Below are 23,085 nucleotides of genomic sequence, written 5' to 3'. Positions count from 1 at the left end.
TCTCCACAGACCACTCATAAATCTATGAGAACCTCCTACCCCACCTTCAACACCCAAACCGATACACTACCTGCATTGCAATGAAATTCTGCCCGGCCATTTTCATCAATCACCACCTCCTGCTCCCTATAGCCTAGCGCATCCACAAAAGTTTTTCCGGCAAAATGCTTACCTACTTCCATTTCCTTAAAACCTTCTTCACCTGTGCTTAACAAAACCGCGAGTCCGCTGTTTTCGTGCTCCTCATCCCCTGCCCTTGTCCAGCCTACACAATTGCCGTGATCAAAATAATCGCGCTGTTCTCCATAAGCTAAAGCGGTGCGGATTTTACTCATCGTTTCTACCGCAGGGATGGCAACCAGTTCTACATGTACCTCATCTCCATTTTTATCTTTATCATCATAAATACCGCCATATAAATCAGGGAAAAACAAACAGGGAATGCCTTGCAAACGCAATAAAATCATGGCGTAAGCCAACGGCCTGAACCAAAAATCGACATAAGATTCCAGTGCCTGTAAAGGTTGCGAATCGTGGTTATCCACAAAAGTAACCGCCAGTTCGGGCTTCACCTCAACCAAAGTATCCTTAAAAATGTTTCGCATATCGAAACTTTCGTCCTTACTGGCCACAAAAAAATTATGGTGCAAAAGCGAATCAAATATCTGCGTGCGACCGCCCGTAAGCTCAATGTATGCCAGCTGTCCTTCAATATCCACCACGTTCCAGTCTTCGGCAACGATGAAAAACTCACGGTTAAATTTCTGGTTCAGATGATCAATCCATTCCGTTATAAAACCCGGGTTAATGTGTTTCACCGCATCTAACCTAAAGCCATCCACTTTAGTTGTTTCTACTATCCATTCGCCCCAGTATTTGAGTTCTTCTACCACGGCACGGTTGCGGTAATCAATGTCGTTAAACATCAGGTAATCGTAATTGCCCAGCTCGGTTGACGGTACTTCTTCAAAACCTTCGCCTACCTCATTCTGAATGGAGTAAATAGCCTGTTTTTGAAGATCTTCTGCCCAATCTACCCCGCTAAAACAATTGTGGTCCCATATAAATTCAGAATACTTGCCTTTTCTGCCCGGGAAGGTAAACTTTGTCCAGGCTTCTATTTCAAAAACATCGCTGGTAAATTCGTTTCTGTTATCAGGGTTTACCGTTCTTACCTTAACTTTTTCCACTTCATCACCACTGGCCTTATGGTTAAAAACGGCATCCGCTAAAGCGTTTATGCCATGATCATGCAGTGCACCCACGGCCTTTATATATTCGTCTTTTGATCCGTACCTGGTATTCACCCCGCCCTTTTGGTCAAACTCACCCAAATCAAATAAATCATAAGTGGCATAGCCTACATCGTAAGCGGCATTGTTCGATTTATAAGCCGGCGGAAGCCAGACAGCAGTAATCCCTGTTTCTTTTAAGTGTGCGGCTTCGGAAGCTACTTTAGTCCACAAATTTTGTTCTTCGTTATAGTACCAATGAAAAAACTGGATCAGGGTTTGGTTTTGCATTAATTTGATTTTTTATGATAACAGGATTGGGATTGAATTGTTTTTTGATTACCCGCCGCTGACTTTACGCCCTGATAAGATTATAATTTCTACAGCGGTATGTAATCATCAGAAAAATCCCATTTAAATCTGCCGGAATCTATTTTGAGTAAGATTTAACACGCATTTTTGTTACTTTTGTGCTTAAATGAGCTTAAAAAAGAAATTCGCGAGAGAAAGTTTTACCATCATGAACGAGTTGGTACTGCCAAATGATACCAATACTTTAAATAACCTGATGGGCGGCCGCTTGCTGCACTGGATGGATATTGCGGCGGCTATTTCTGCTCAGAAACATTGTAACCGCATTGTAGTTACGGCTTCCGTTGATAATGTATCATTTAAACATCCCATTAAATTAGGCGATGTAATAACCATTGAAGCTAAAGTGACCAGGGCATTTAATACTTCTGTAGAGGTGCGTCTGGATGTATGGGCGGAGAATATCCCGAGCGGTGCACGCCAGAAAAGTAACGAAGCCTATTATACCTTTGTTGCGGTAGATCAGAGTGCGCGGACCATTCCGGTGCCAGAAGTGATCCCCGAATCTGAAGAGGAAATTGAATTATTTGACGGAGCCCTGCGCCGCAGGCAATTGCGACTGGTTTTAGGTGGAAAAATGAGTCCGGATGATGCCAGCGAATTAAAAGCTCTTTTCTTTAAAGCATAATTTTTACATTAAATTCTGTTTGCTTGCCTCGATTGTTTTATTTTAGCGGCTTACCTACGCTGAAAAATATGACAACTTATACCATTCTTATTATTTTAAGCGGATTAGTAATTTTTTCTTATCTGTTTGATTTAGTGGCCAGTAAAACCAAAGTACCGTCGGTTTTATTGCTGCTTTTATTGGGTATCGGTTTACGTTTCCTTGTCGATTATCTTAAAATACAGACCTTTAATTTTCTATCCATCCTGCCTACTTTAGGTACAGTGGGTTTAATTCTGATTGTTTTTGAAGGCTCGCTCGAACTCAAGTACGATCAGCAGAAAAACAAGATCATCAAAAGTGCATTCTTATCGGCCTTAACCATTTTGCTGGGTACCATTAGTGTAATTACCACCATTATTTATCAGATTACCCACCACGATTTATATACCTGTATTGCCAATGCCATCCCTTTTAGTGTAATCAGTTCGGCCATTGCCATACCATCTGCAGCGGCATTGAGCAATAAGGATAAAGAGTTTGTGATTTACGAATCTTCTTTCTCTGATATCCTGGGGATCATTATTTTTAATTTCACCATTACCAACCATTCCATCAATACCTCCGCATTTATTGGCCTGGGCTTAAGTACCTTCCTCATCCTTTTGCTATCGGCCATTGCCTGTGTGGTGCTGCTGTATATTATGGGCCGGCTGGTACACCACATTAAATTCTTCCTGATTATTGCCATACTGATCCTGGTTTATGCCATCGGTCAGTCTTACCACCTGTCCTCCCTTGTGCTGATTTTGAGTACGGGTTTATTCCTGAACAATGCCGATACCATCCGGCACGCCTGGTTCAGGAGCATCTTTTTATACAAGAATTTAACGGCTGATTTATCGCAGCTTTATCAGTTATCAGCAGAAAGTGCCTTTATTCTCCGTACTTTCTTCTTTGTTATTTTCGGCTTTACCATGAATATCGGGGAGCTGAACAATAAGATTGTACTGGCCAATGGCTTTTTTATTTTGATCTCGATTTATATCATCCGCATCCTCTTCCTCAAGATATTCAAAAAGGAAAACCTGAGTCCGATTTTGTACATCGCCCCCCGCGGACTGATCAGCATTTTGCTTTACTTTAACCTGCCTGCATCGTTAAAAATCCAGGAAGTGGGTACGCCGTTTTTGTTCCTGGTGGTATTGGGCTCGAGTATTGTAATGACACTGGGGATTACCCTGAGTAAGAGAAACAGACTGGTTTAGTAGTTTATTAGTTCATTGGTCATTAGGTAATTGGTTTAATTTGGTTAACTGCATAAATTGGTTAATTGGTTAACTGAAGCCAAACCGCTCACGCAATACACCTAATGTCCTGCCCCTATCGCTTAATCGTAGACGAAATGTTTTTCATTTTTCGCAATTCGGCCAGAACATCGGGGTTTGCCTGGTAATAAATAGAATAATAACTGAGTTCGTTTAACTCACCTGATTCCTTTTGATAAAGATTAAACCTGGCCACATTAGGGTTAATGGCATGGATAGGTAGCGCAACAGCATTAGCAATTGCAGTAAAAACAACAGAGAAAAACGTAGTTCCGGCTTCATCTTCTAATGTTGGTGCTTCTTTGCCCCATTTATCGACCAATTTGCCACGCTTATCTATTGTGTATTGATCGGGGTTTTGCGTACCTATCTTGATCAGGTTCATTCCCCTGTAACCTTTTTTTATAGTGCGGATCTGTACGGTTTTAATTTCGTTTAAGGGGACAGTAACAAATTCGCCATCGTGATTTAGAATCACCTGAGTTGAATCTACCTTATATAAAATTCCTTTCTGCTTACCGTTTTTGGTTTTTAAAACAGCGATGTAAGGTTTTACATTCTGTGCTATGGCAAGGCTTAGAGAGAAGAAAAAAGCGATGGTAAAACAGATAGACTTTTTCATATTAGGGTTTGGTAGTTGGCTAATTGTATAAATTGGTTAATCGAGTAATTGTTTAAATCGGTTAACTGAGGGCAAACTTCAAACTGGTAAATCAGCTCGAGACTGCAGACTCAGAACTCAGGACTAAACACCTAAGGTTTATCAATATAGTAAGCTTTGGAATAGATTTCCAGTTTTTTATACTCAGCGGCAAATAATTTTTCATCTTTATTCACCCTTAAGAACATTTTTTTTGCTTTAAGTTCGGCAATCAGTCCGTAAGTTGTACCCACCGATGCGCCTAAAGTGGTAGCGGCCAAAAATGTTACAAGTTGCTCGTCGCCAGATACACTATTGTTATCTGTAAAAGCCAAAGAGCCAATTGCCGCACCAGCAAGTGTCCCGATCAGAAATCCTTTGCCGGTAGTAATTCCCCTTTTCTTTAAGCGGATGCTGATGATGTTTTTAGCACGGAGCATAATGTAGTTTCCATAACCATCATTAATGGAAATACCTTCTGGAGAAATTTTCTCTAAGGTACCTTTTACCGCGGGTAAAGAATCAGAAAACACTTTTACCTGATAATTGATAAATTCCTGCGCTTTAACGCTGTTTGGAAACAAGTTAGCGATAAAAAGACAGCATGATAAAAAGAAAATTTTCATTAGAGAGCGGTTAATTTGGTGAATTGTATAAATTGGTGAATTGGTTAATTGTAATAATTGGTTAACCGATTAATTGTTTAAACCGGTTAACTGAAACCAAACTTCAAATTTTAACCTGACTCAGTAACCCCTGGCTAAAAATCGATCAATCCACTCCCAACTCCAAACGCCCAACTCCAAACTTTTTCATAGCCATAGCCCCTGTTCAACAGACTCCAAACTTCCGACTAAGGACTTTGGACTACAGACTAAGGACTTCAAACTACGCCCCCATTTCCAAAATTTTATCAAATTCTTCAGCTTTAAGCGGCATTACCGATAAACGGCCCTGGCGCACTAAAGAAATATCTGTTAAACTTGGTTCAGCTTTGATCTGTTCTAAGGAAACCGGATTTTTCAGGCTTTCTACGGGCGATAAATCGACCACTACCCAGTTGGCATCATCCGTAGTGGGATCCTGATAAAATTCTTTTACCACTTTGGCAATGCCCACCACGTTTTTACCTTCATTACTGTGATAAAAAAGCACTAAATCGCCTTCTTTCATGGCTTTCAGGTTATTCCTCGCCTGATAATTACGCACGCCATCCCAAAAGGTACGGCCATCTTCGTTAAATTTTTCCCAACTGTATTTAAAAGGCTCTGATTTTACTAACCAATGGTTCATTGTATTTCTTTTATTTAAAGCTCAAAACTAACAAAACAGAACGGATTAGGAAATAGGAAGTATGAATTTCGCACACGCGGCACGCGTGCGCCAGCGAGTGGAGTCTCTTTCTGGATTCAATATACAAAGGAGTATAATGAACGCAATGGGCAAGATGTAGTTTGACACTTTCGACAACTTTACTACAACGACTCTCGTTCCATATGCATTTACGGTACGCAATTAGTATATTGCAACAGACTACTTTAACTCTCAATATGGATTTTAACTTCGACATTGATGGCAATGGCTATATAAAAAAGCGCGAAAGCCACAGCCTTGAATACAAGCAAAACTTTCAGCAAGGAGATAACCTTCTAAAATATACAAAGACAATCGCTGGTATGGCTAACAACAAAGGCGGACAAATGATTTTTGGTATTCAAGATAAACCTCATGTACCGATTGGCATGACAAACCAACGATTCATTGAGATTGACCCTAAAGTTATTGATACTACCCTTCGGGATTACTTTTCTCCAGAAATTCAATGGCAAATGCACGTATTGGAATATGATGGCAAGAAGTTCGGTCAAATAGTTATTGAAGAATCTCTTATAAAACCAGTGCTATGTAAAAAGAATCGTAATGATATCCTTCGAGAAGGCGCGATCTACTATAGGTATAGGGCAGAAACTAAAGAAATCGAATACCCTGAACTTAGAAAGTTACTAGATGCGGAACAGGAAAAAGAGAAGAAGCTTTGGATGGAGCATATTCAAAAAATTTCTCTTATAGGCCCTAGAAACGTTCAATTCTTAGATACTTTTAAAGGCGAGTTAAATATTGGTAATGAAAAGGTTTTAATGGATAAAGCCTTACTTGATAAGGTAAAGTTCATCAAAGAAGGTCATTTCGTTGATAATGATGGAGCTCCGGCTCTTATTTTGAAAGGGGAAATTACCGGTATCATAGATGCAGGACAAATATTACCAAGTAATAAAGCTTACCCATATAATACAAGTGATATTTGCAAAACTCTGAATTGGAATCCATATCAGTTCAAATGCGTTTTATGGCAAGAAAAGATCAAGGGGGATGGCAGATATCATGATGAAGTGAGAATCGGACAGAAAAGCGTGACTCATAAATACAGTGATAGTTTAGCCGAACATTTAAAAGATTTAGTTGAAAAGAGCCCTGATCTAGTGCAGAGTGCGTGCAAGAAGTTTTCAATGGCTCAAAAGCAGAATAAGCTAGTTGCAATAGGAGAGAAAGCCCACACTAAAGGCAATTAATATTGTCATTACACATGAATGTTCAGGCTTATTTAGCCTATACTTGCTAATGATATTAGTAAAAAATGAAGCATAAAGAACTGATAAGAGAAAATGACTTTGCTTATGAACAGTTACAATCTTTAAAGGATAGAATGGAGGTTTTGTCTAAATGGTTGTTCATTATTAATAGGATATAAGTTATTACTAAAAAGTTATAGGCATTTGTAACTGGCAAGGATTAATATTTATATTAGTGGAATTATACGCTCAATTGACAATTATGAACTACGCTGAACTAACAGAATATTTGGAACATACCGGTACATTTCGATGTGCTTGGGGAGATGAGGTAATCGATACTTCTTTTGACACAATGCCAAGTGAATTTATTGGTTTTGCAGAAATTGACCTACAAAGTGAATTTGAACATAAATATATAAATGCTCTCTCTAATGCTAAAAGAGCACTAGACTGCCAGGCGGATCGGTTGTTAAAATTATTTGGCTTTTATAAAGAGTCACAAGATAAATTCTGGGGATTTCCCAAGAAAATTGGGCTTATTCAGGAATTCGACCTAATTGCCCCTAGAGTGTTGAATAAGATAAATAAAACCAGGAATCTTATGGAGCATCAATATATAAAGCCGAAACCTGACCAAGTGGAGGATTTTATCGATATAGGTGCACTTTTTATTGCATCTACAGACCACTACGTTACTCATTTCAGAAAGAATGTCGAGTATATAAATGAGACCGATGCAAAGTATGCAAATTATGGGGAAATCAGTTTTGACTATGACTCTGAGCTATTCTCTTTGAAGGTTAGCATCAGAGAATTTGGAACGGATAACGATCATGAGCTGGTCCTAGAAAAAGGCAACGATAATTATATTGATCTATTCAAAAGACATCTTAAAAAGATAGAAGTTCATTAGAATACATGTTAACAAAAAAGTGGCACCGGATTTAATGTTCTAAAGAAGGCAAGTTAATTGATTAAACATAGTATTCTACGCATCAACCACTAATGAAAAATACTTTCCATCATAACCCCTCGCTGGCGCACGCGTCCCGCGTGTGCATTTTTAAATCATCATCACAATTCCTCCAAATCTATCAGTCCTTTAGCTCCGCTATAATCAATGGCACTGCTATATTTCCAATGCCAGGCTTCGTTAACAAAACCTGATACAACCGGATTATCATGCAGGTAATCTGCCTTTTGTTCAATAACTGCAGTACTCCATAATTCTATTGGTTTATTATTATGCTGCCAGAACTGATATTCCTTAACATTGCTACTTTTTGAGGCTGCCCGCTCCTCGCTGGCGCACGCGTTCCGCGTGTGCATTTATATCATCTTTACAATTTATCTAAATCTATCACTAGCTTATCTCCACAACATAAAAAAGCAATGGTCTTTTAAATAAAAAAGTTTGTAATTAAACATTACAACCTAATATTTTAATCATATGGCTGGCTTTATTTTGCACACGCGGCACGCGTGCGCCAGCAAAGGAGTACTTAAAAACTCCGTTACACTATTTAAATATGTATATATATAGATTCAAAGCGCCAATAATTCCTATACGAATGTAATGGGAGCGCCTGTAGGATCCTATATTTTTCACACTACTTAAATAAATATAGTAAAGCCCTAATATTGGAAACTGTATAAAATAAAAGAACATTTTATAGAAATCACCGATAACAATGATGGCCATACTCGTGAGGCAAATAGAATAAACAATACCTCCAATTATAGAAAACAAGAAATTGGTCTTTCTTTCATGGCTAAACATAAACCAACCAAAAAAAAGGTAATAAAAAGCCAGTAATAACAAAGTGCTAATTGCCGGAACTATAGAGTGATATGAACCAACCACCGACACAATTGTCGCCAATCCAAAGAATAATTCTGCTGTGCTAAAATATTTATAAATATTTTCAAAAATATACCTGAAACCCAAATTTTAATTATTAATCAGCAATTTACTATAATTCAATATTAATAAAAATTTTGGAGCTAAGCCCTGTTGTGGATGAGTTTTGTTTCGGTATAGCTGGCACTCGTGCGCCTCATATTTTACCCGTTAAAACAATAACAATCTCGGTTTCATACTTATTTTACCCTCGCTGGCACTTAATAAGCTCGACACCGAACTTATTTCACCCTCATTGATACTTATTTCACCCTCGTTGGCACTTAATAAACTCGATTTAGAACTTATTTTACCCTAATTGATACTAAATAAGCTCGACACCGAACTTATTCACCCTCATTGATACTTATTTCACCCTAGCTGGCACTAAATAAGCTCAACACCGAACTTATTTCACCCTCATTGATACTTATTTCACCCTCGTTTGCACTTAATAAGGTCGATTTGGCACTTATTTGACCCAAATTGACACTAAATAAACTCGGCGCCGAACATATTTCACCCTCGTTGACACTTATTTCACCCTCGTTGGCACTTAATAAGCTCGACTTAGTACTTATTAAGTTTAAAACCAAACTTATTAAGCCACGAAAAGAACATTTTTTCTAAAACACACAATAAAATCAGCCATCAAAACACAATTTATCTACAAAAAATACATACAACTGATCACATTCAGGTTGATTATAGCCTAAAAACTACATTCAAAATAAAAGAATGATAAATCAAAAATTTAAAAAAAGCTTATTCCGGAATATCTATCCTAATTTCCTTATGCCTAGTATCAAATATTCATTTTATTATGCATAACATTAAATTTAAATACAAAAAAATTCCCCTGATAGCACTCAACTATGAGGGGAATTTCATTTGATTAAAGTTATGATCTGTTTAACGCCTTATTGCGTATTAAAAATTAACTTTAGACTTGTCGCTATAAAGATTTCATACAAACGCAAACCAGCAGGCAGCTATTAAAAATATTATTTAAAATAGATGAATAGTTATCTTCTTCTACCAGCCTTTTATCGCTCCCCCTTTAAAAGCAACCTTTGCGGCTTCTTCTACCTCGGGTGATTGATAGGCTTTTACAAAACGTTTAACTTTATCATCATCCTTATTGTCTTCGCGGGCCACAATGGCGTTTACATAAGGCGATTTACTATCCTCTATAAAAAGGCCGTCACGGGTAGATACCAGACCAATAGGTGCCGCAAAAGTATTGTTAATTACCGCAATGGTTACATTGGCGTCATCCAGTGATCGTGGAAGCTGAGGTGCTTCAAGTTCAAGGATTTTCAGTTTCTTAGGGTTTTCAGTTACATCATTAAGGGTTGGTAAAAGGCCAACACCCGCTTTAAGTTTAATAAGTCCGGCTGTTTGAAGCAGCAATAAAGAACGGCCGCTGTTGGTGGGATCGTTCGGAATAATGATGGTACTCTCATCTTTAAGCTCTTTCAGGCTTTTAATTTTGCGGGAGTAACCTGCAATTGGATAAACAAAAGTGTTGCCTACTATGGCAAATTTATAGCCGCGCTGCTTCGCCTGTACATCCAGGTAAGGCTTATTCTGATAGGCATTGGCATCAATATCGCCCTGATGAAGCGCTTCATTGGGCATTACATAATCGTTAAACTGCACCAGCTCCACATCAAGATCGTATTTTTCTTTGGCTACCTTTTGGGCAACCTGTGCTATGGTATATTCGGGACCGGATTCTACGCCGACAATAATGTGGTTGGGATCATTTTTTTTAGCCCCGCCACTGCAGGCTGCAAGAAGAGTTATGGCTAATATTAACGCTGAATTAAAACGTTTTTTGAAAGTGATATTCATTTTATAGGATTTTATTTTCTGTGATCAAAATATTTAGAGAGGCGGTCGCCCCCAAACTGGATAAGGAAAACGATGATGACCAGCAATACCAAAACGGTATTCATTACCAAAACATCGTAACCGATATAGCCATACTGGTAACCAATCTGCCCTAATCCGCCTGCACCAACAGCACCGCCCATTGCCGAATAACCTACAAGGGTAATGAGGGTAATTGATGCACTGTTGATAATGGCCGGTAAAGCTTCGGGCAGCAATACTTTTCTGATAATCTGCATTGGCCTTGCCCCCAGAGCCTTTGCGGCTTCAATAAGTCCGTAAGGAATTTCCAGCAAGCTATTCTCGATCATCCTGGCAATAAAGGGCGCTGCACCTATGCTTAAGGGAACTAAGGCCGCTTTTACACCAATTGAAGTACCAACCAGGGCCCGGGTAAAAGGAATCATCCAAACGATTAAAATAATAAATGGAATAGACCTGAAAATGTTTACCACAATGGCTAACACGCGGTTTAACAACGGATGCTCCAGAATCTGCCCTTTGCGTGTAATAAAAAGCAATATCCCGGTTGGCAGGCCTAAAACAAAGCCAAAGAAACCCGAAACAAAAGTCATTACAATGGTTTCGAGTGTACCGCTCAATAAGAGCCTAATCATAGATTCAGACATAACCAAGCACCTCCGAACCGATATTTAAAGTTTTATAATAATTGATTGCCCTCGTGTGGTTTTCGGCATCACCCTGTGCTTCTACCAGGATGGTCCCAAATTTGATACCGGCTGCATGCTCAATCTGCGCGGTAATGATATTGTTGTTTACACCAAAGAGTCCTGCAACCTCCGATAGCACCGCACTATCGGCAGAATCGCCATTGAAAGTGAGCTTTATAACCGGATTACCTGATTGGGCGGTATTTAACTTAATGCGTTCCTCATATTCCTTAGGCAGCGATACCTTAATGGAAGATGAAATAAATTTTCTGGCCAGTTCGCTCTTAGGATGCGAAAATATCTCGCTTACCGCACCCTGCTCTACCAGTGTACCCCCGCTGATGACGGCTACTTCATCGCAAATGGCCTTTACCACCTGCATTTCGTGCGTAATGAGCAATATGGTGATGCCAAATTTCTCGTTGGTATCTTTTAATAGTTTTAAAATGGAAGTGGTGGTCTCCGGATCAAGTGCACTGGTGGCCTCGTCGCAAAGCAATACCTTCGGACTTGCAGCAAGAGTTCTGGCAATGGCCACCCGCTGTTTCTGTCCGCCAGAAAGGTTTACCGGATAATCTGCATGTTTATCAGCCAGGCCAACAAAATTTAACAGTTCAGAAACCCTTTCCCGGATCTTCGTTTTCGAAGCCCCTTCCAGTTCGAGCGGAAAAGCCACATTCTGATAAACGGTTCTGGAAGAGAGCAGGTTAAAGTGCTGAAATATCATTCCGATCTGCCTGCGTTCTCTGGCCAGCTCAGCGCCCGAGAGTTCCATCAGGTTTTTCCCGTCGATATACACTTCTCCGGATGTGGGTTGCTCCAGCAGGTTTGCACACCTGATGAGCGTACTTTTACCTGCTCCTGAGGCGCCTATTACGCCAAATATTTTACCTTTGGGCACATTTATCGAAACACCTGAAAGCGCGGTTATTGTTCTGTCGCGCAACACAAATGTTTTGGTTATATTATTTAATCTTATCATTTAATTTCAAAAGCAAATCAATAAAGCTATATGGCCAATGCCAAATAAAACTTTGGGCATGCAAATATATAAAACCTATAGGGATTATAGCTTTATATAATTTCCTTTGCTGCTAAATGCGCTACAGAAAATCCTGCTTTGTATGGAGTATCTGATACCAGGTTTTTAAATGTGGGTGCGGCCACACTAACCTTGTTTGCTTTTGTATAACGACTAAAAGAAAACCGGATGACTTCAAATCCATTGTCAATGCGCTTCCATCACATGTGAGTAGTTTCCACTTGAACAGTTACTGCCACCCGGGGCGAAAATGCCGCTGGCATCCAGGGCCAGAAACAGACCGGTATTTTTTATTAAAGATCACGGCTAAGCACTTCATCTATCATTCCAAATTCTTTTGCTTCGATGGCACTCATCCAGTAATCGCGGCTGGCAATTTCATTTATCCGTTCATAGGTTTGTCCGCTATGTTTAGCCAGAATATGGTACAAATCCGACTGCACTTTTAACACCTCTCTGATTCTGATATCCATATCAATGGCGGTACCTTCTGCCCCGCTGGAGGTTTGATGGATCATAACCCTCGAATGCTGCAGGGCCGAACGTTTACCGGCAGCTCCTGCACATAAGAGTACTGAACCCATAGACAGTGCAATGCCCGTACAAATGGTGGCCACATCAGGCGCAATAAACTGCATGGTATCGTAAATGCCAAAGCCGGCATAAACCGAACCGCCCGGCGAATTGATATATAACTGAATGTCTTTTTGTGCATCAACAGATTGCAAAAAAAGCAGTTGTGCCTGTATTACATTGGCATTCTGTTCATTAACGGCCTCACCTAAAAAAATAATCCTGTCCATCATCAGCCGCGAAAAAACATCCATCTGTGCCACATTTAATTGCCGTTCTTCGGTAATATAGGGCGTCATTGCAACCGGCGTATAGGCAGGTGTTCTGGCCATGTACTGATCTACGTAAAGGCTGTTTAAGCCCTGGTGTTTTACCGCATAAAGGCGGAATTCTTTGTTAATATCCATCATATTGTTTTGAAATTTAAGGCACAGCGATGCCTCTGCTCCTGTATCAGGAACATGGTTATAAATTTAAAATTGAGTAGTTATTTACAGAACAAACGCATTACCTTTTGCCTGAAGCTTTGATGTTCATCGGTGTTAAACAGCGTTTCGTGTATGTTATTGAGTTCATTTTTCAGTTGTTTGCGGCCATAGTTCCGCACCATCTGGTATGTTTTGTTTTGCCAGTAAACCTGCTCTTCCAATTCGGGCTGCAGGATAAGTTTTGCTTCGAAAAGGAAACTTTCGCCATCCTTATTATCCGACAAAAGATAGTGCTCTATTGAGCGGAGCTCATGCAACGATGTCTTCATACTTTAAGGATTTTTCTTTAACTGTTTCTTTAACTTTTTCGAGGCATTTAAATTTCTGGGCGGTTGCAGACCGTGCGCCTGAAAAACCAAAGCGGCTGGCCAGGGTTTCCATATCCAGCTTTTCATAATAGAAGGCACTGAGCAGCTGCATGCATTTTTGCCCGGCGCGCTCCAGCAAATTCATCAGTTTCTGTGAAGACACTTCTTCATATTCAACATCTGTTAAATCGATTTCTTTATTAAAAATAAAGTCCTGAACATCAAGGGTAACCTGCCTGTTGTTTTCTTTAAAACGCCTCACCCATAAATATCTGGCAATCCCCAATAAATAGGCTTTTTCCTGATACTTCGGTACAAAGCCCGAAACCTGTACTTTTTCGTAATACAAAACCAGTGCATCCTGAAAAATGTCTTTTGCTTCCTCAAATGATCCGCCCATCCGGCTTACGTGCCTGGCCACCAAAGGAAAGGCCTCCTGATAGAGTTTCATAAAAAGCGCCTCCCGACTGCTCTGTTTCTCCTGAATAGATGTTGCTGTCATGATCACTATGTTTTATATAGTAAGTGGCATTTTTTGATCAGATATCACCTAAAATTAGTAATTATTTTTTTGTGACTTGGTCTATCGCAAGGAAACACATTGTAAAAATTGTTTAGCGCCTTATGCCAGCTTGTTTAGAAGAATCCATGCTTTTCCGTATGAACAATTCCCTTTTAACCTTTCAACTTACCCGGGGTTATTGCAAATTTCTTTCTGAAAGCATTGCTGAAATGTTGTACTGATGAATAACCGAGCATAAAAGCCACTGATTTTATTGACCGGCCTTCCAGCAGCAATTCTTTTCCATGGTTAAGCCTGTAATCACTTAAATAGCCGAATATGCTGTTATCAAACAATCCTTTAAAGCCCTGTTTAAGTTTGAATTCGTTAATACCGCACAATTTGGCCAGCTCAGCAACGGAAGGTGGCTGGTGAATATTGGCAATGAGGTAATCTCTTGCGTGATAAAGGCATTCCCTGTCGTAGTCAGAGCGTAAAGCAGCAGGTTGTTTTTGGGTAATGGCCTGTTCAAAAGCCTCTGCCTGAAGCACAAGCAATTCGATACATTTCGACTCGATGAAGAGCCGCTTTAACCCTTCCGGATACTCACAATTAAGGATATCCCTGATGCAGTTTTGCATGGCCCATGAAATGGGAAGGTTCTGGTCTGCCAGCTGTGTATAATGCCCGGTATCTGCATAATCTGCCAGCACCTGCAATGCCCGGGTAGAGTGTTCTGCCAGCTGCAAAAATTTTTCTTTAGCAAAATGCACCTCAAAAAAACGGTAGCTGTGCCCGGTATCATATTCTCCTGTACCATCCAGCTCGGGCATATAAATAATATTCTGCTGGTTGGAATTAAAAATATATTTCTGCTTGTTTACGCGGTTAAATATGGTTCCGTTACCCGATAAAGTAAAACGTAGTTTAATCATATCAGGCACATCGTAAGTGGGCCTGAAATACATCTGTTGCTGCTTAAACATGATGTCGCCGTACACGATGTAAATATCAGGAATATTGATCTGCACCAGTTCTGCATCACTAAAAGAAAAATTGTATTTCTCCTTTCTTTCCGTAACCAATCCTCCCTGCACCGGAAACTCATCAAAGCTCCCCCCAACCCTTTTCCAGGCGCCGTAATCCTTACCTACATTGATTCCCATAAGGGCAATTATCATAAAAAAAGCCGAACTAATGCAATGGGGTTATCCACAATTCTATTTTCTGTAAAAGAAAATCCTTTTGATGTAAAAGCGTACAGGAGCTAATTTTCAATTTTGCCCGGATTGCGAAATGAAACGCGAAAGATTAATAACCTATACCATGGAAGAGCAAAACCTCAATACATTAACGCCTGACTTAAAAATTAACGTTCTCCCATCCAAAAACACCCTGATTTTTAAATTAGTACAGGATTTATCCCTGAAAAATGATGATTATGTACTGGAAATCGGCCCAACCGGTACCGAACACCTCTCCTGTCTTTTTCAAAAAGCAGAAAACATCAGTTATCTGGGGGCATATTATACCGAACTGAAGATAAACGAGACCTTCCCGAATGATAAAAATGGAAACAGCGTAGTGCAATTTGCTAAAATAACGGATAACAAGCCAGGTTTTGAAGATATTTCTTTCGATTGTTGTTTTACGGCCAATACCATTTATTTCTGGCCGGATCCTTTATTGTACTTATCAGAAATTTACCGGGTATTAAAACCAAAGGGAAAAATGAACCTTGCCTTTGTTGAAAAAAACTTTGGTGCACATCTGCCCTGGACACAGCTCGATTTCACATTTTATGAAATTGATGAAGTAAAATCATTCTTCAAACAATCAGGGTTTGTAGATATCGAAGTAAAAAAAATGACAGAAACAATAATGGATCAGGAAGGAAATGAAGTTAGTAAACCATTTATCATCGTGTCGGGTCTGAAAAAATAAAGTTTGCAGATTAGGGTAAATAGTAAGGAAATCAGATTTATTCATAGAGGCGAAAACATCATTCATAGAGTAATTATACCTATTCACCTATCATCTATTCCGGTACAGCCTTTTGTAAGATATTTTTGTGTAATCATACAATTTAATATACAGGTAACTAAACACCTCGAGTTAGGAAAAATAGGGATGTTGTACCTACTCATATAGTTATTATCTAACTGTACTATTAAAGATGACCATAAGAGGGGGGTTCCGGGATGATTTACCCCCTCTGCTTTTTTATTTCAACTGAAATTCTGTTGATTTATCGGCACCAAAATTCAAATTTAGTAACCCTTATTCATAGCCGTTTTCAAAAGTTACGGTTTGTTGTTTTTTCAGGTTAACTTCTGCAATGCCACCATCAACCATTTTTATAAGCCCGGCCGGAAGATTCCTGACAACATAAGTTCTAAAGGGTAGTTTAATTCTTAATAATCCGGCTTTTTCTGCATAGATTTTAACCTGGGTTGGAACGCCGTTTTCTTTAATGCCACTCACCAGGAAAGCACCTTCGGCACGTAAATTATTAAAAGAAACGTCTTTCCAGCTTTGCGGTACTGCCGGAAAAGGTTGAATGTAATTGCCCCTGCTTTGCAATAACAATTCCTGAACACCCTGGGCAAAGGCAAAATTTCCTTCTAAGGTAAAAGGGCGGTAGGTAAAACCTGAGTACTGCCCTCCTTTTTGATCGCCATTTAAATGAAAGCTATTCGGCGAACAGAAATTTGAAGCAAAAATTTCGAGTTGTTTTACCGCCTTATCGGCTTGATAAGCTCGGGCGTATAAAGAAGCCATCCAGCTAAAGGAATAACCGCACCAGGCACGTGTACCAATTTCTTCTAAACGTTTTAAAGAATTATCGATAATGGTTTTATCCTTTTCATTGTTAACATCCAATAAATCGAGCGGATAAATGGCCATATACTGAGACATGTGCCTGTGCGAGCTGGTTAAATTTGATCCGGGAGCAATGGTAAACCCGGTTTCATTAATTTCATAATCAGGCAATTGACTGAGTATTTTCAACCAATCTGTACTCTCCTCTGTTTTGCCATTGGCTTTACTAACCTCGGATGCTGCTTTAAACAGGAACTTTGCCAATGAAAGATCAAAATTGGTCCAGTTTAAAAACCAGGCTTTAATGCTGTTGTCGTTATACTCCGGGCTAGAGCTTAACGGCAACATGCGTTTTCCCTCTTTTAGTCTTGTAATATTCTCCAGATAGGTTGCTGCTTCATGAATATAAGGATATGCCCTGGTTTTAAGGAAAACATCATCCATGCTGTATTTCCACTGCCAGTAAAAATGCTGCGAAGTCCATGCGCTAACGGTTGGCGAAAGCGCATACTGGATCCACCCACCCATCGGATCGCCGTTTAAGGTAATTACCCCGGGAACGTTTAACCCTTCAACACCAAAATACTGTCTGGTATAGGTAAGGTTCCTTTGCCTGATTTTCCATAACCAATCGGTAAAGGTGGCCCCTTCTGCCAGATGATTGGCGGTGTAAGCTGGCCAATAACTCAACTGGGTATTTAAATCGTTATGAAAATCGCCTTTCCAGGGTGGTAAACTGCCATTATCGGCTGTCCAAATGGCTTGTAAGGTAATCGCAGGTGCCCCTTTTCTGGCCACGCAGCCCAGTTTGTACATTTCTAAATAGTATTGTTTCTGGATCAGCTGATCTGGAACCGTAATGTTTGATTTACTCCAAAAATCTTTCCACCATTTGGTGTGGCTAACCCAACCAGTAGGTTCTTTGGCAGTAGCAGAAATTGCGGCTAATGTTGCTGTTTTATCGTTGCTGATGGTCCACGAGCCGGTTATATTCCCGCCCGGCATTTTTTTCCACTGTACCAATACCTCATAATAATGTCCCTGAAAAGTAGGCTGATGATAACGGATGCTATTTTGAGTATTGGTAACGGTTCCTTTTGCATAACCCAGTTTTTGCAAACCACTTCCGGCATGGCTGTTATCGCCTTTTTCTGTTTTGCCATTGTTGTAGTTGTGAACAATTAAATCAGGTAAAATTGCAGTTGATTTAAGGTTTTCGAAACTAAAATAACCCTGCGCCCCGGTAGCATGGATGTAACATTTAAAAACCGTTCCATCTTCGAATTTCACGGTATTTAAGGCCGTTTCTATATCCAGTTCGTTTGATTTAACTTTTCCCAGTTTTGAAATGTCGAATTCCATTGCCGCAGCAGGCAGTTTGGTTGGGTACGGAATGTTGTCATAAGGTTCGTCGCCTATTTTTTGAACGGCAGCATAATTATTTAAATGCACTTGTTCTTCTACCCATTTAAAATTAAGTTTTGAGATATCAAGGGCTTTCCGTTCATCCCAGAGGTCGGCACGATCTAACGAAAGGCGAAGTTTACTGTTCTTTTCCCAAATTAAAGCACCCAGCATGCCATTGCCTAAAGGCATGGCCTCATCCCATTTACTGGCCAGTCTGGGAAAGGAAAGGTTATAAGATTTTAAAGTTTGCGCATAAATAAAAGTACTCATGCACTGAAGCACCAACAGTAAAAAGATTTTAGTTTTCATTTGTGTTTAGAAATGGTTAGCACCCCTAACGGGCTATCAGGTTCTAAAATAATGATATTTGGCGAGACTAAAATCCTGAAAAACTGCGCAAACGTTTGACAGAGCGTGTAGAATAATTCTCTTAATAAAAGATTAGTGCACAATCTTGAAAACAAGTTCTTTTAACAGCTCACCATCATCTACATTTCCGGTACTATCCAAACCTTTGCTTTTTAAATCGTATTCGCGGAGCAGACCGATTACCTGGAAAACTTTGCCGGTATTGTAATTGCGTGCGGCCACTTCGTAATCTTTAATAAAAAAGGGTGGTACACCCAATGCTGATGCGGCATCGGCCTTATTTGGAATGTAATGGTATTTTAACAGTTTGGTAAAGTAACCGCCTAAATTGGCTAAAACCATTACAGTTGGATTGGCTTTTGGGTTACTGGCGAAGTAATTAATGATTTTATTACATTTCAGCACATCGCGGATCGCCAAAGCCTTTTGAAGTTCGAAAACATTATACTCTTTACTGATCCCGATATTTTTCTGAACATGATCGGTGCTAATTGCCGTTTCTCTTGGAACATTCAGCATTAACTTCTCAATTTCGTTGGCAATTTTGGATAAATCGGTGCCTAAATATTCGGCCATTAGCGCTGACGCCTGCTGATCGATCTTATAGCCTTTTTCTTTGATAAATTCTTCGATCCAGGGCACCAGTTTATAATCGCGAACGGGATCTGACTGGAAAATCAGTCCGCTTTTGTTGATTGCTTTGTAAATTTTTTTACGCTTATCGAAATTGGCATATTTATAGGCCAATACCAAAATAGTGCTGGGCAGCGGCTTTTCGAAGTAATTGAGTACAAATTCGCCCTCTTTCGAACTGTCTTCTTTGCCCCATTTTAAATCCTGCGCTTCTTTAACAATCACCACCTGGTAATCAGACATCATGGGGTAACGCTTTGCCGCGCCCAAAACCGTTGCCATATCGGTATCTTTGCCGTATAAAACCGTTTGATTGAAGCCTTTTTCAGCGTCATTGAGCAGTTTATCTTCAATATAATCGGTTACCTGATCGATATAGTAAGATTCTTCACCATGCAGCAGGTACACAGGCTTAAACTTTCGGGCTTTAATATCTTTAATAATTTCGGCAGCAGTCATTGCCCGTAAAATTACAATTTAGCTTTTAGGATTTAGGTAAATGTTTATAAATTAAGAGATATAAGACACTGGATTTGAGATTTGCTTACGTATTTTAAAATTAACTAACTTTGGAGCTAAATTGATGGATTGTTACATTGTTAATTGCAAACTGTATTAATGGTTAATCGGTTAACTGTTGAAATTGGTTAATTGCAAATTGTTAACTGAGAACAACAAACTGTTAACTGCAAACTGAAAACCGAAAACTGAAAATGTTCACCCCTACCCCGCTTAACCTTCCGCCTTATCCGTTTAAAATTAGCCATAAAGATGGGGTGGTTTTTATTTTCGATGAGTTAAGGAAGAAACACCTGGTGCTTACGCCAGAGGAGTGGGTAAGGCAGCATTTTATTCAAAGCCTGATTGCAGAAAAGAAATTCCCGAGGACGTTGATCCAGATTGAAGGCGGTTTGGTTTTAAACCAATTACAAAAGCGAAGCGATATTTTAGTGTACAATACCGCAGGCGAAAAGCTGATGCTGATTGAATGTAAAGCACCAAAGGTTAAAATTACGCAATCGGTTTTTGAGCAGGCAGCGAGGTACAATTCTATCCATCAGGCCAAATGGATTGTGTTAACCAATGGTTTACAGCATGTTTATGCAAAAATGGACCTGGAGAGGGGCCGTTTTAATTTTGCACAGGAAATGCCGGATTATTTGGGATTGTAATAATAATTTTGACACGGAGGCTCGGAAAACGACCTTAATAGAAATGGGCGTCATCTCGACTGAAACGCAGTGAAATGGAGAGATCTACATAGATTTCCCGACTATGTTGCACTCCGCTCGAAATGACGATGTTTTTTATGGAATTTTCGCTGAATTAGATTCATCTATCGGTTGGTGTCTCACCGACCAAAGGAAGGTCGTCATCTCGACTGAAACGCAGTAGAACGGAGAGATCTACATAGATTTCCCGACTACGTTGCACTCCGCTCGAAATGACGATGTTTTTTATGGAATTTTCGCTGAATTAGATTCATCTATCGATTGATGAGACACCGACCAAAGAAAGGGCGTCATCTCGACTGAAACGCAGTGACCTACATAGATTTCTCGACTACGTTGCACTCCGCTCGAAATGACGATGTTTTTTATGGAATTTTCGCTGAATTAGATTCATCTATCGGTTGATGTTTCACCGACCAAAGAAAGGGCATCATCTCGACTGAAACGCAGTGGAACGGAGAGATCTATAGATTTCCCGACTACGTTGCACTCCGCTCGAAATGACGATGTTTTTTATGGAATTTTCGCTGAATTAGATTCATCTATTGGTTGGTGTCTCACCGACCAAAGAAAGGGCATCATTTCGACTGAAACACAGTGGAACGGAGAGATCTATATAGATTTCTCGACTACGTTGCACTCAGCTCGAAATGATGATGTTTTTTATGGAATTTTCGCTGAATTAGATTCATCTATCGGTTGGTGTTTCACCGACAGAAGAAAGGGAGTCATCTCAACTGAAACGCAGTGAAATGGATATATATAGATTTCTCGACTTCGCTGCGCTCCGCTCGAAATGACGATATTTTTTATGGAATTTTCGCTGAATTAGATTCATCTATCGGTTGATGTTTCACCGACCAAAGAAAGGGCGTCATCTCGACTGAAACGCTGTGAAATGGAAAGATAGATTTCTCGACTGCGCTCCGCTCGAAATGACGACCATCTGATATATACTCAAGCATAGCAAGCATTATACATCATAAACTTTCTTCCAAACCTGCTTATTACCACTATAAATTGCCTCGTTACACATGGCAACGCAAATTGCGGCCTGCGTACCTGTATCAATATTTGATGCAGGTTCTTTTTTAGTGGAAATAGATTCATAAAATTCATCCAACGCATAATTAGTACCATCAATGGTGGCTTTATCTAAAATCGGAATCCCACCGTCTTTATTGACTACGATTTTTGTTGCTCCGGTAACCCCGTCAACAATACCTAACTCTTTTTTGGTACTTTCTTCAGGATAAAATAAGCCCGTATTGGTCAGTAAAGAAACCGAACCTTTGGTACCTTTTATTTTAAAGAGGTAACCATCGTGTGCATTGCCGCAGGTGGCACCGAAATTGCCAATCATTCCTTTTTCATTATAACGTAGAATGGCCTGTATGTTATCGTAAGTTTCGCGACCGTCTTTAAAAACATCTATCCCACCCGATCCCATAATTTCATCGGGCTGCGTTTCGAAAGCCCAGTTGATAAAATCGATCTGATGTGAGAGTAATTCGGCAGCTAAACCGCCTGAATATTCTTTATACATCCTCCAGTTGATTTTACGCTCCAAAGCCGGATCCGGAACAGCCCTGCGCCAGTTGCCATTACGGTCCCAACGACAATCGATCTGCGTAACTTTGCCCAGGTAACCACTCTGGATCATATCCTTCACCTTAAAATAAAGCGGCGAATAACGGTATTGGTAGCCAACCTGAAAAACCTGAGCAGGATATTTTTTTACCAGTTTTTTAAGTTCAAGCGCCTGCGCGATATTGTAAGTCATGGTTTTTTCTACGTACACATGTTTACCTGCAAGCACGGCATCTTTGGCAATTTTAAAATGTTCGCTTAGCGGTGTAGCAATAAAAACGGCGTCGATTGTTTTATCATCTAAAACCTGGCGGTAATCTCTAATGGCTTTGGCGTTGGACGGAACATACTTTTCGGCTTCTTTAAGCCTGAAATCGAGCAGGTCGCAATAGGCTTTAATATTATACTTTGCCGGCATGGATTTAATGACCGACAACACACCTTTACCCCGGTCGCCACAGCCAATCATAGCTACATTATACACCTGATCTGCATAAAGATCAGCAAAAACCTGATTCCCAACCAATAAACCTGAACCTAACAAAGCAGTATGCTTTACAAAAGACCGACGATGCATGATATAATAATTAATAGTATTTTTTTAATTTATTGGAGCGCACAGCCTCTGCTGCTATTTGAGTGAAGTCCCGCCAATGCTGCAATCTTTTTGTTTCCGGTAGCTGCTATACCTGCCGGAAATGTAACAAAAAGTATTTTCGCGTATGTCGGGGCTATTTAATTTCTTTTAGTGCTTATGGGTCGGTTCTGTACAAAACGTTAATCATAAACCCGATTGAGCTAAATAGCCCGCAGTGAGGCACGAACGAGGACTATAAGCGAAAGCGGGACTGCAGGCTGCCATATTAAACTAACGCTCATTTTCAAAAAATAAACGCCTC

The 23,085-nt window shown here is 39.9% G+C and carries 21 protein-coding genes; 6 read left to right on the top strand and 15 right to left on the bottom strand.

Features of this window, described 5'->3' with window-relative positions; genetic code table 11:
• Positions 1 to 35: 35 nt before the first annotated feature.
• Positions 36 to 1,523, bottom strand: coding sequence for an alpha-amylase (locus ACTJKC_RS21615; RefSeq protein ID WP_440795218.1), 1,488 nt, complete (start codon positions 1,521 to 1,523; stop codon positions 36 to 38).
• Between the two features lie 187 nt (positions 1,524 to 1,710).
• Here ACTJKC_RS21615 and ACTJKC_RS21610 point away from each other — a divergent pair, with 187 nt between their 5' ends.
• Both ACTJKC_RS21610 and ACTJKC_RS21605 read left to right on the top strand, forming a co-directional pair.
• Positions 1,711 to 2,232: an acyl-CoA thioesterase gene (locus tag ACTJKC_RS21610; protein WP_440795216.1), complete on the top strand. Its 522-nt coding sequence runs from the start codon at positions 1,711 to 1,713 to the stop codon at positions 2,230 to 2,232.
• Positions 2,233 to 2,300: 68 nt separating this feature from the next.
• Complete coding sequence (locus ACTJKC_RS21605) at positions 2,301 to 3,479, top strand: sodium:proton antiporter (RefSeq protein WP_440795214.1); 1,179 nt, start codon at positions 2,301 to 2,303, stop codon at positions 3,477 to 3,479.
• A 115-nt stretch (positions 3,480 to 3,594) separates the two neighbouring features.
• Here ACTJKC_RS21605 and ACTJKC_RS21600 read toward each other — a convergent pair whose 3' ends face one another.
• From ACTJKC_RS21600 to ACTJKC_RS21590, 3 genes are all read right to left on the bottom strand, one after another.
• Positions 3,595 to 4,161: a hypothetical protein gene (locus ACTJKC_RS21600; protein ID WP_440795212.1), complete on the bottom strand. Its 567-nt coding sequence runs from the start codon at positions 4,159 to 4,161 to the stop codon at positions 3,595 to 3,597.
• A gap of 131 nt (positions 4,162 to 4,292) precedes the next feature.
• Positions 4,293 to 4,805, bottom strand: a complete 513-nt coding sequence (locus ACTJKC_RS21595; protein WP_440795210.1) for a hypothetical protein — start codon at positions 4,803 to 4,805, stop codon at positions 4,293 to 4,295.
• 262 nt (positions 4,806 to 5,067) lie between these two features.
• On the bottom strand, positions 5,068 to 5,472 hold the full coding sequence (locus ACTJKC_RS21590) for an EVE domain-containing protein (RefSeq protein WP_440795208.1): 405 nt from the start codon (positions 5,470 to 5,472) through the stop codon (positions 5,068 to 5,070).
• Between the two features lie 257 nt (positions 5,473 to 5,729).
• Here ACTJKC_RS21590 and ACTJKC_RS21585 point away from each other — a divergent pair, with 257 nt between their 5' ends.
• Both ACTJKC_RS21585 and ACTJKC_RS21580 read left to right on the top strand, forming a co-directional pair.
• Positions 5,730 to 6,749 (top strand): AlbA family DNA-binding domain-containing protein, encoded by a 1,020-nt coding sequence (locus ACTJKC_RS21585; protein WP_230143001.1) that lies wholly within the window; start codon positions 5,730 to 5,732, stop codon positions 6,747 to 6,749.
• A gap of 262 nt (positions 6,750 to 7,011) precedes the next feature.
• On the top strand, positions 7,012 to 7,665 hold the full coding sequence (locus tag ACTJKC_RS21580) for a hypothetical protein (protein ID WP_440795205.1): 654 nt from the start codon (positions 7,012 to 7,014) through the stop codon (positions 7,663 to 7,665).
• A 161-nt stretch (positions 7,666 to 7,826) separates the two neighbouring features.
• Here ACTJKC_RS21580 and ACTJKC_RS21575 read toward each other — a convergent pair whose 3' ends face one another.
• The 8 genes from ACTJKC_RS21575 to ACTJKC_RS21540 form a co-directional block, all read right to left on the bottom strand.
• Positions 7,827 to 8,081 carry a hypothetical protein gene (locus tag ACTJKC_RS21575; RefSeq protein ID WP_440795204.1) on the bottom strand — a complete coding sequence of 85 codons (255 nt, stop codon included), beginning with the start codon at positions 8,079 to 8,081 and terminating at the stop codon, positions 7,827 to 7,829.
• 1,606 nt (positions 8,082 to 9,687) lie between these two features.
• Positions 9,688 to 10,509, bottom strand: coding sequence for a methionine ABC transporter substrate-binding lipoprotein MetQ (gene metQ, locus ACTJKC_RS21570; RefSeq protein ID WP_440795202.1), 822 nt, complete (start codon positions 10,507 to 10,509; stop codon positions 9,688 to 9,690).
• An 11-nt stretch (positions 10,510 to 10,520) separates the two neighbouring features.
• A complete protein-coding gene (gene metI / locus ACTJKC_RS21565; RefSeq protein ID WP_440795200.1) occupies positions 10,521 to 11,165 on the bottom strand; it encodes a methionine ABC transporter permease MetI in 645 nt (214 codons plus the stop codon).
• 4 nt (positions 11,166 to 11,169) lie between these two features.
• Positions 11,170 to 12,201: a methionine ABC transporter ATP-binding protein MetN gene (metN, locus tag ACTJKC_RS21560; protein ID WP_440795198.1), complete on the bottom strand. Its 1,032-nt coding sequence runs from the start codon at positions 12,199 to 12,201 to the stop codon at positions 11,170 to 11,172.
• Between the two features lie 353 nt (positions 12,202 to 12,554).
• A complete protein-coding gene (locus ACTJKC_RS21555; RefSeq protein WP_440795349.1) occupies positions 12,555 to 13,241 on the bottom strand; it encodes an ATP-dependent Clp protease proteolytic subunit in 687 nt (228 codons plus the stop codon).
• Positions 13,242 to 13,321: 80 nt separating this feature from the next.
• Positions 13,322 to 13,591 (bottom strand): hypothetical protein, encoded by a 270-nt coding sequence (locus ACTJKC_RS21550; protein WP_440795196.1) that lies wholly within the window; start codon positions 13,589 to 13,591, stop codon positions 13,322 to 13,324.
• Complete coding sequence (locus ACTJKC_RS21545) at positions 13,572 to 14,132, bottom strand: RNA polymerase sigma factor (protein WP_440795194.1); 561 nt, start codon at positions 14,130 to 14,132, stop codon at positions 13,572 to 13,574. Before ACTJKC_RS21545 ends, ACTJKC_RS21550 begins: the two co-directional genes overlap by 20 nt.
• Positions 14,133 to 14,305: 173 nt before the next feature.
• Positions 14,306 to 15,298 (bottom strand): helix-turn-helix domain-containing protein, encoded by a 993-nt coding sequence (locus ACTJKC_RS21540; RefSeq protein WP_440795192.1) that lies wholly within the window; start codon positions 15,296 to 15,298, stop codon positions 14,306 to 14,308.
• A gap of 130 nt (positions 15,299 to 15,428) precedes the next feature.
• Between ACTJKC_RS21540 and ACTJKC_RS21535 the strand changes: the two genes are divergently transcribed.
• Positions 15,429 to 16,076 (top strand): class I SAM-dependent methyltransferase, encoded by a 648-nt coding sequence (locus ACTJKC_RS21535; RefSeq protein ID WP_440795190.1) that lies wholly within the window; start codon positions 15,429 to 15,431, stop codon positions 16,074 to 16,076.
• A 336-nt stretch (positions 16,077 to 16,412) separates the two neighbouring features.
• Here ACTJKC_RS21535 and ACTJKC_RS21530 read toward each other — a convergent pair whose 3' ends face one another.
• Together ACTJKC_RS21530 and holA are read right to left on the bottom strand one after the other, a co-directional pair.
• Positions 16,413 to 18,671, bottom strand: coding sequence for a glycosyl hydrolase family 95 catalytic domain-containing protein (locus ACTJKC_RS21530; RefSeq protein WP_440795188.1), 2,259 nt, complete (start codon positions 18,669 to 18,671; stop codon positions 16,413 to 16,415).
• Between the two features lie 132 nt (positions 18,672 to 18,803).
• The gene (holA, locus tag ACTJKC_RS21525; RefSeq protein ID WP_440795186.1) at positions 18,804 to 19,823 is read right to left on the bottom strand and encodes a DNA polymerase III subunit delta; all 1,020 of its coding nucleotides are present in this window, start codon (positions 19,821 to 19,823) and stop codon (positions 18,804 to 18,806) included.
• 254 nt (positions 19,824 to 20,077) lie between these two features.
• On the opposite strand from holA, the gene ACTJKC_RS21520 reads away from it, so the two are divergent.
• A complete protein-coding gene (locus ACTJKC_RS21520; protein ID WP_440795184.1) occupies positions 20,078 to 20,536 on the top strand; it encodes a type I restriction enzyme HsdR N-terminal domain-containing protein in 459 nt (152 codons plus the stop codon).
• A 1,033-nt stretch (positions 20,537 to 21,569) separates the two neighbouring features.
• Here the strand turns inward: ACTJKC_RS21520 and ACTJKC_RS21515 are convergent.
• The gene (locus tag ACTJKC_RS21515; protein WP_440795182.1) at positions 21,570 to 22,763 is read right to left on the bottom strand and encodes a Gfo/Idh/MocA family protein; all 1,194 of its coding nucleotides are present in this window, start codon (positions 22,761 to 22,763) and stop codon (positions 21,570 to 21,572) included.
• Positions 22,764 to 23,085: the final 322 nt, after the last annotated feature.

The sequence above is a fragment of the Pedobacter sp. 22226 genome (genome assembly GCF_052045455.1).
GTDB lineage: Bacteria > Bacteroidota > Bacteroidia > Sphingobacteriales > Sphingobacteriaceae > Pedobacter > Pedobacter jeongneungensis.
The sequence above is the reverse complement of the archived record's forward strand: the minus strand, read 5'-3'. Positions and strand labels throughout refer to the sequence as shown.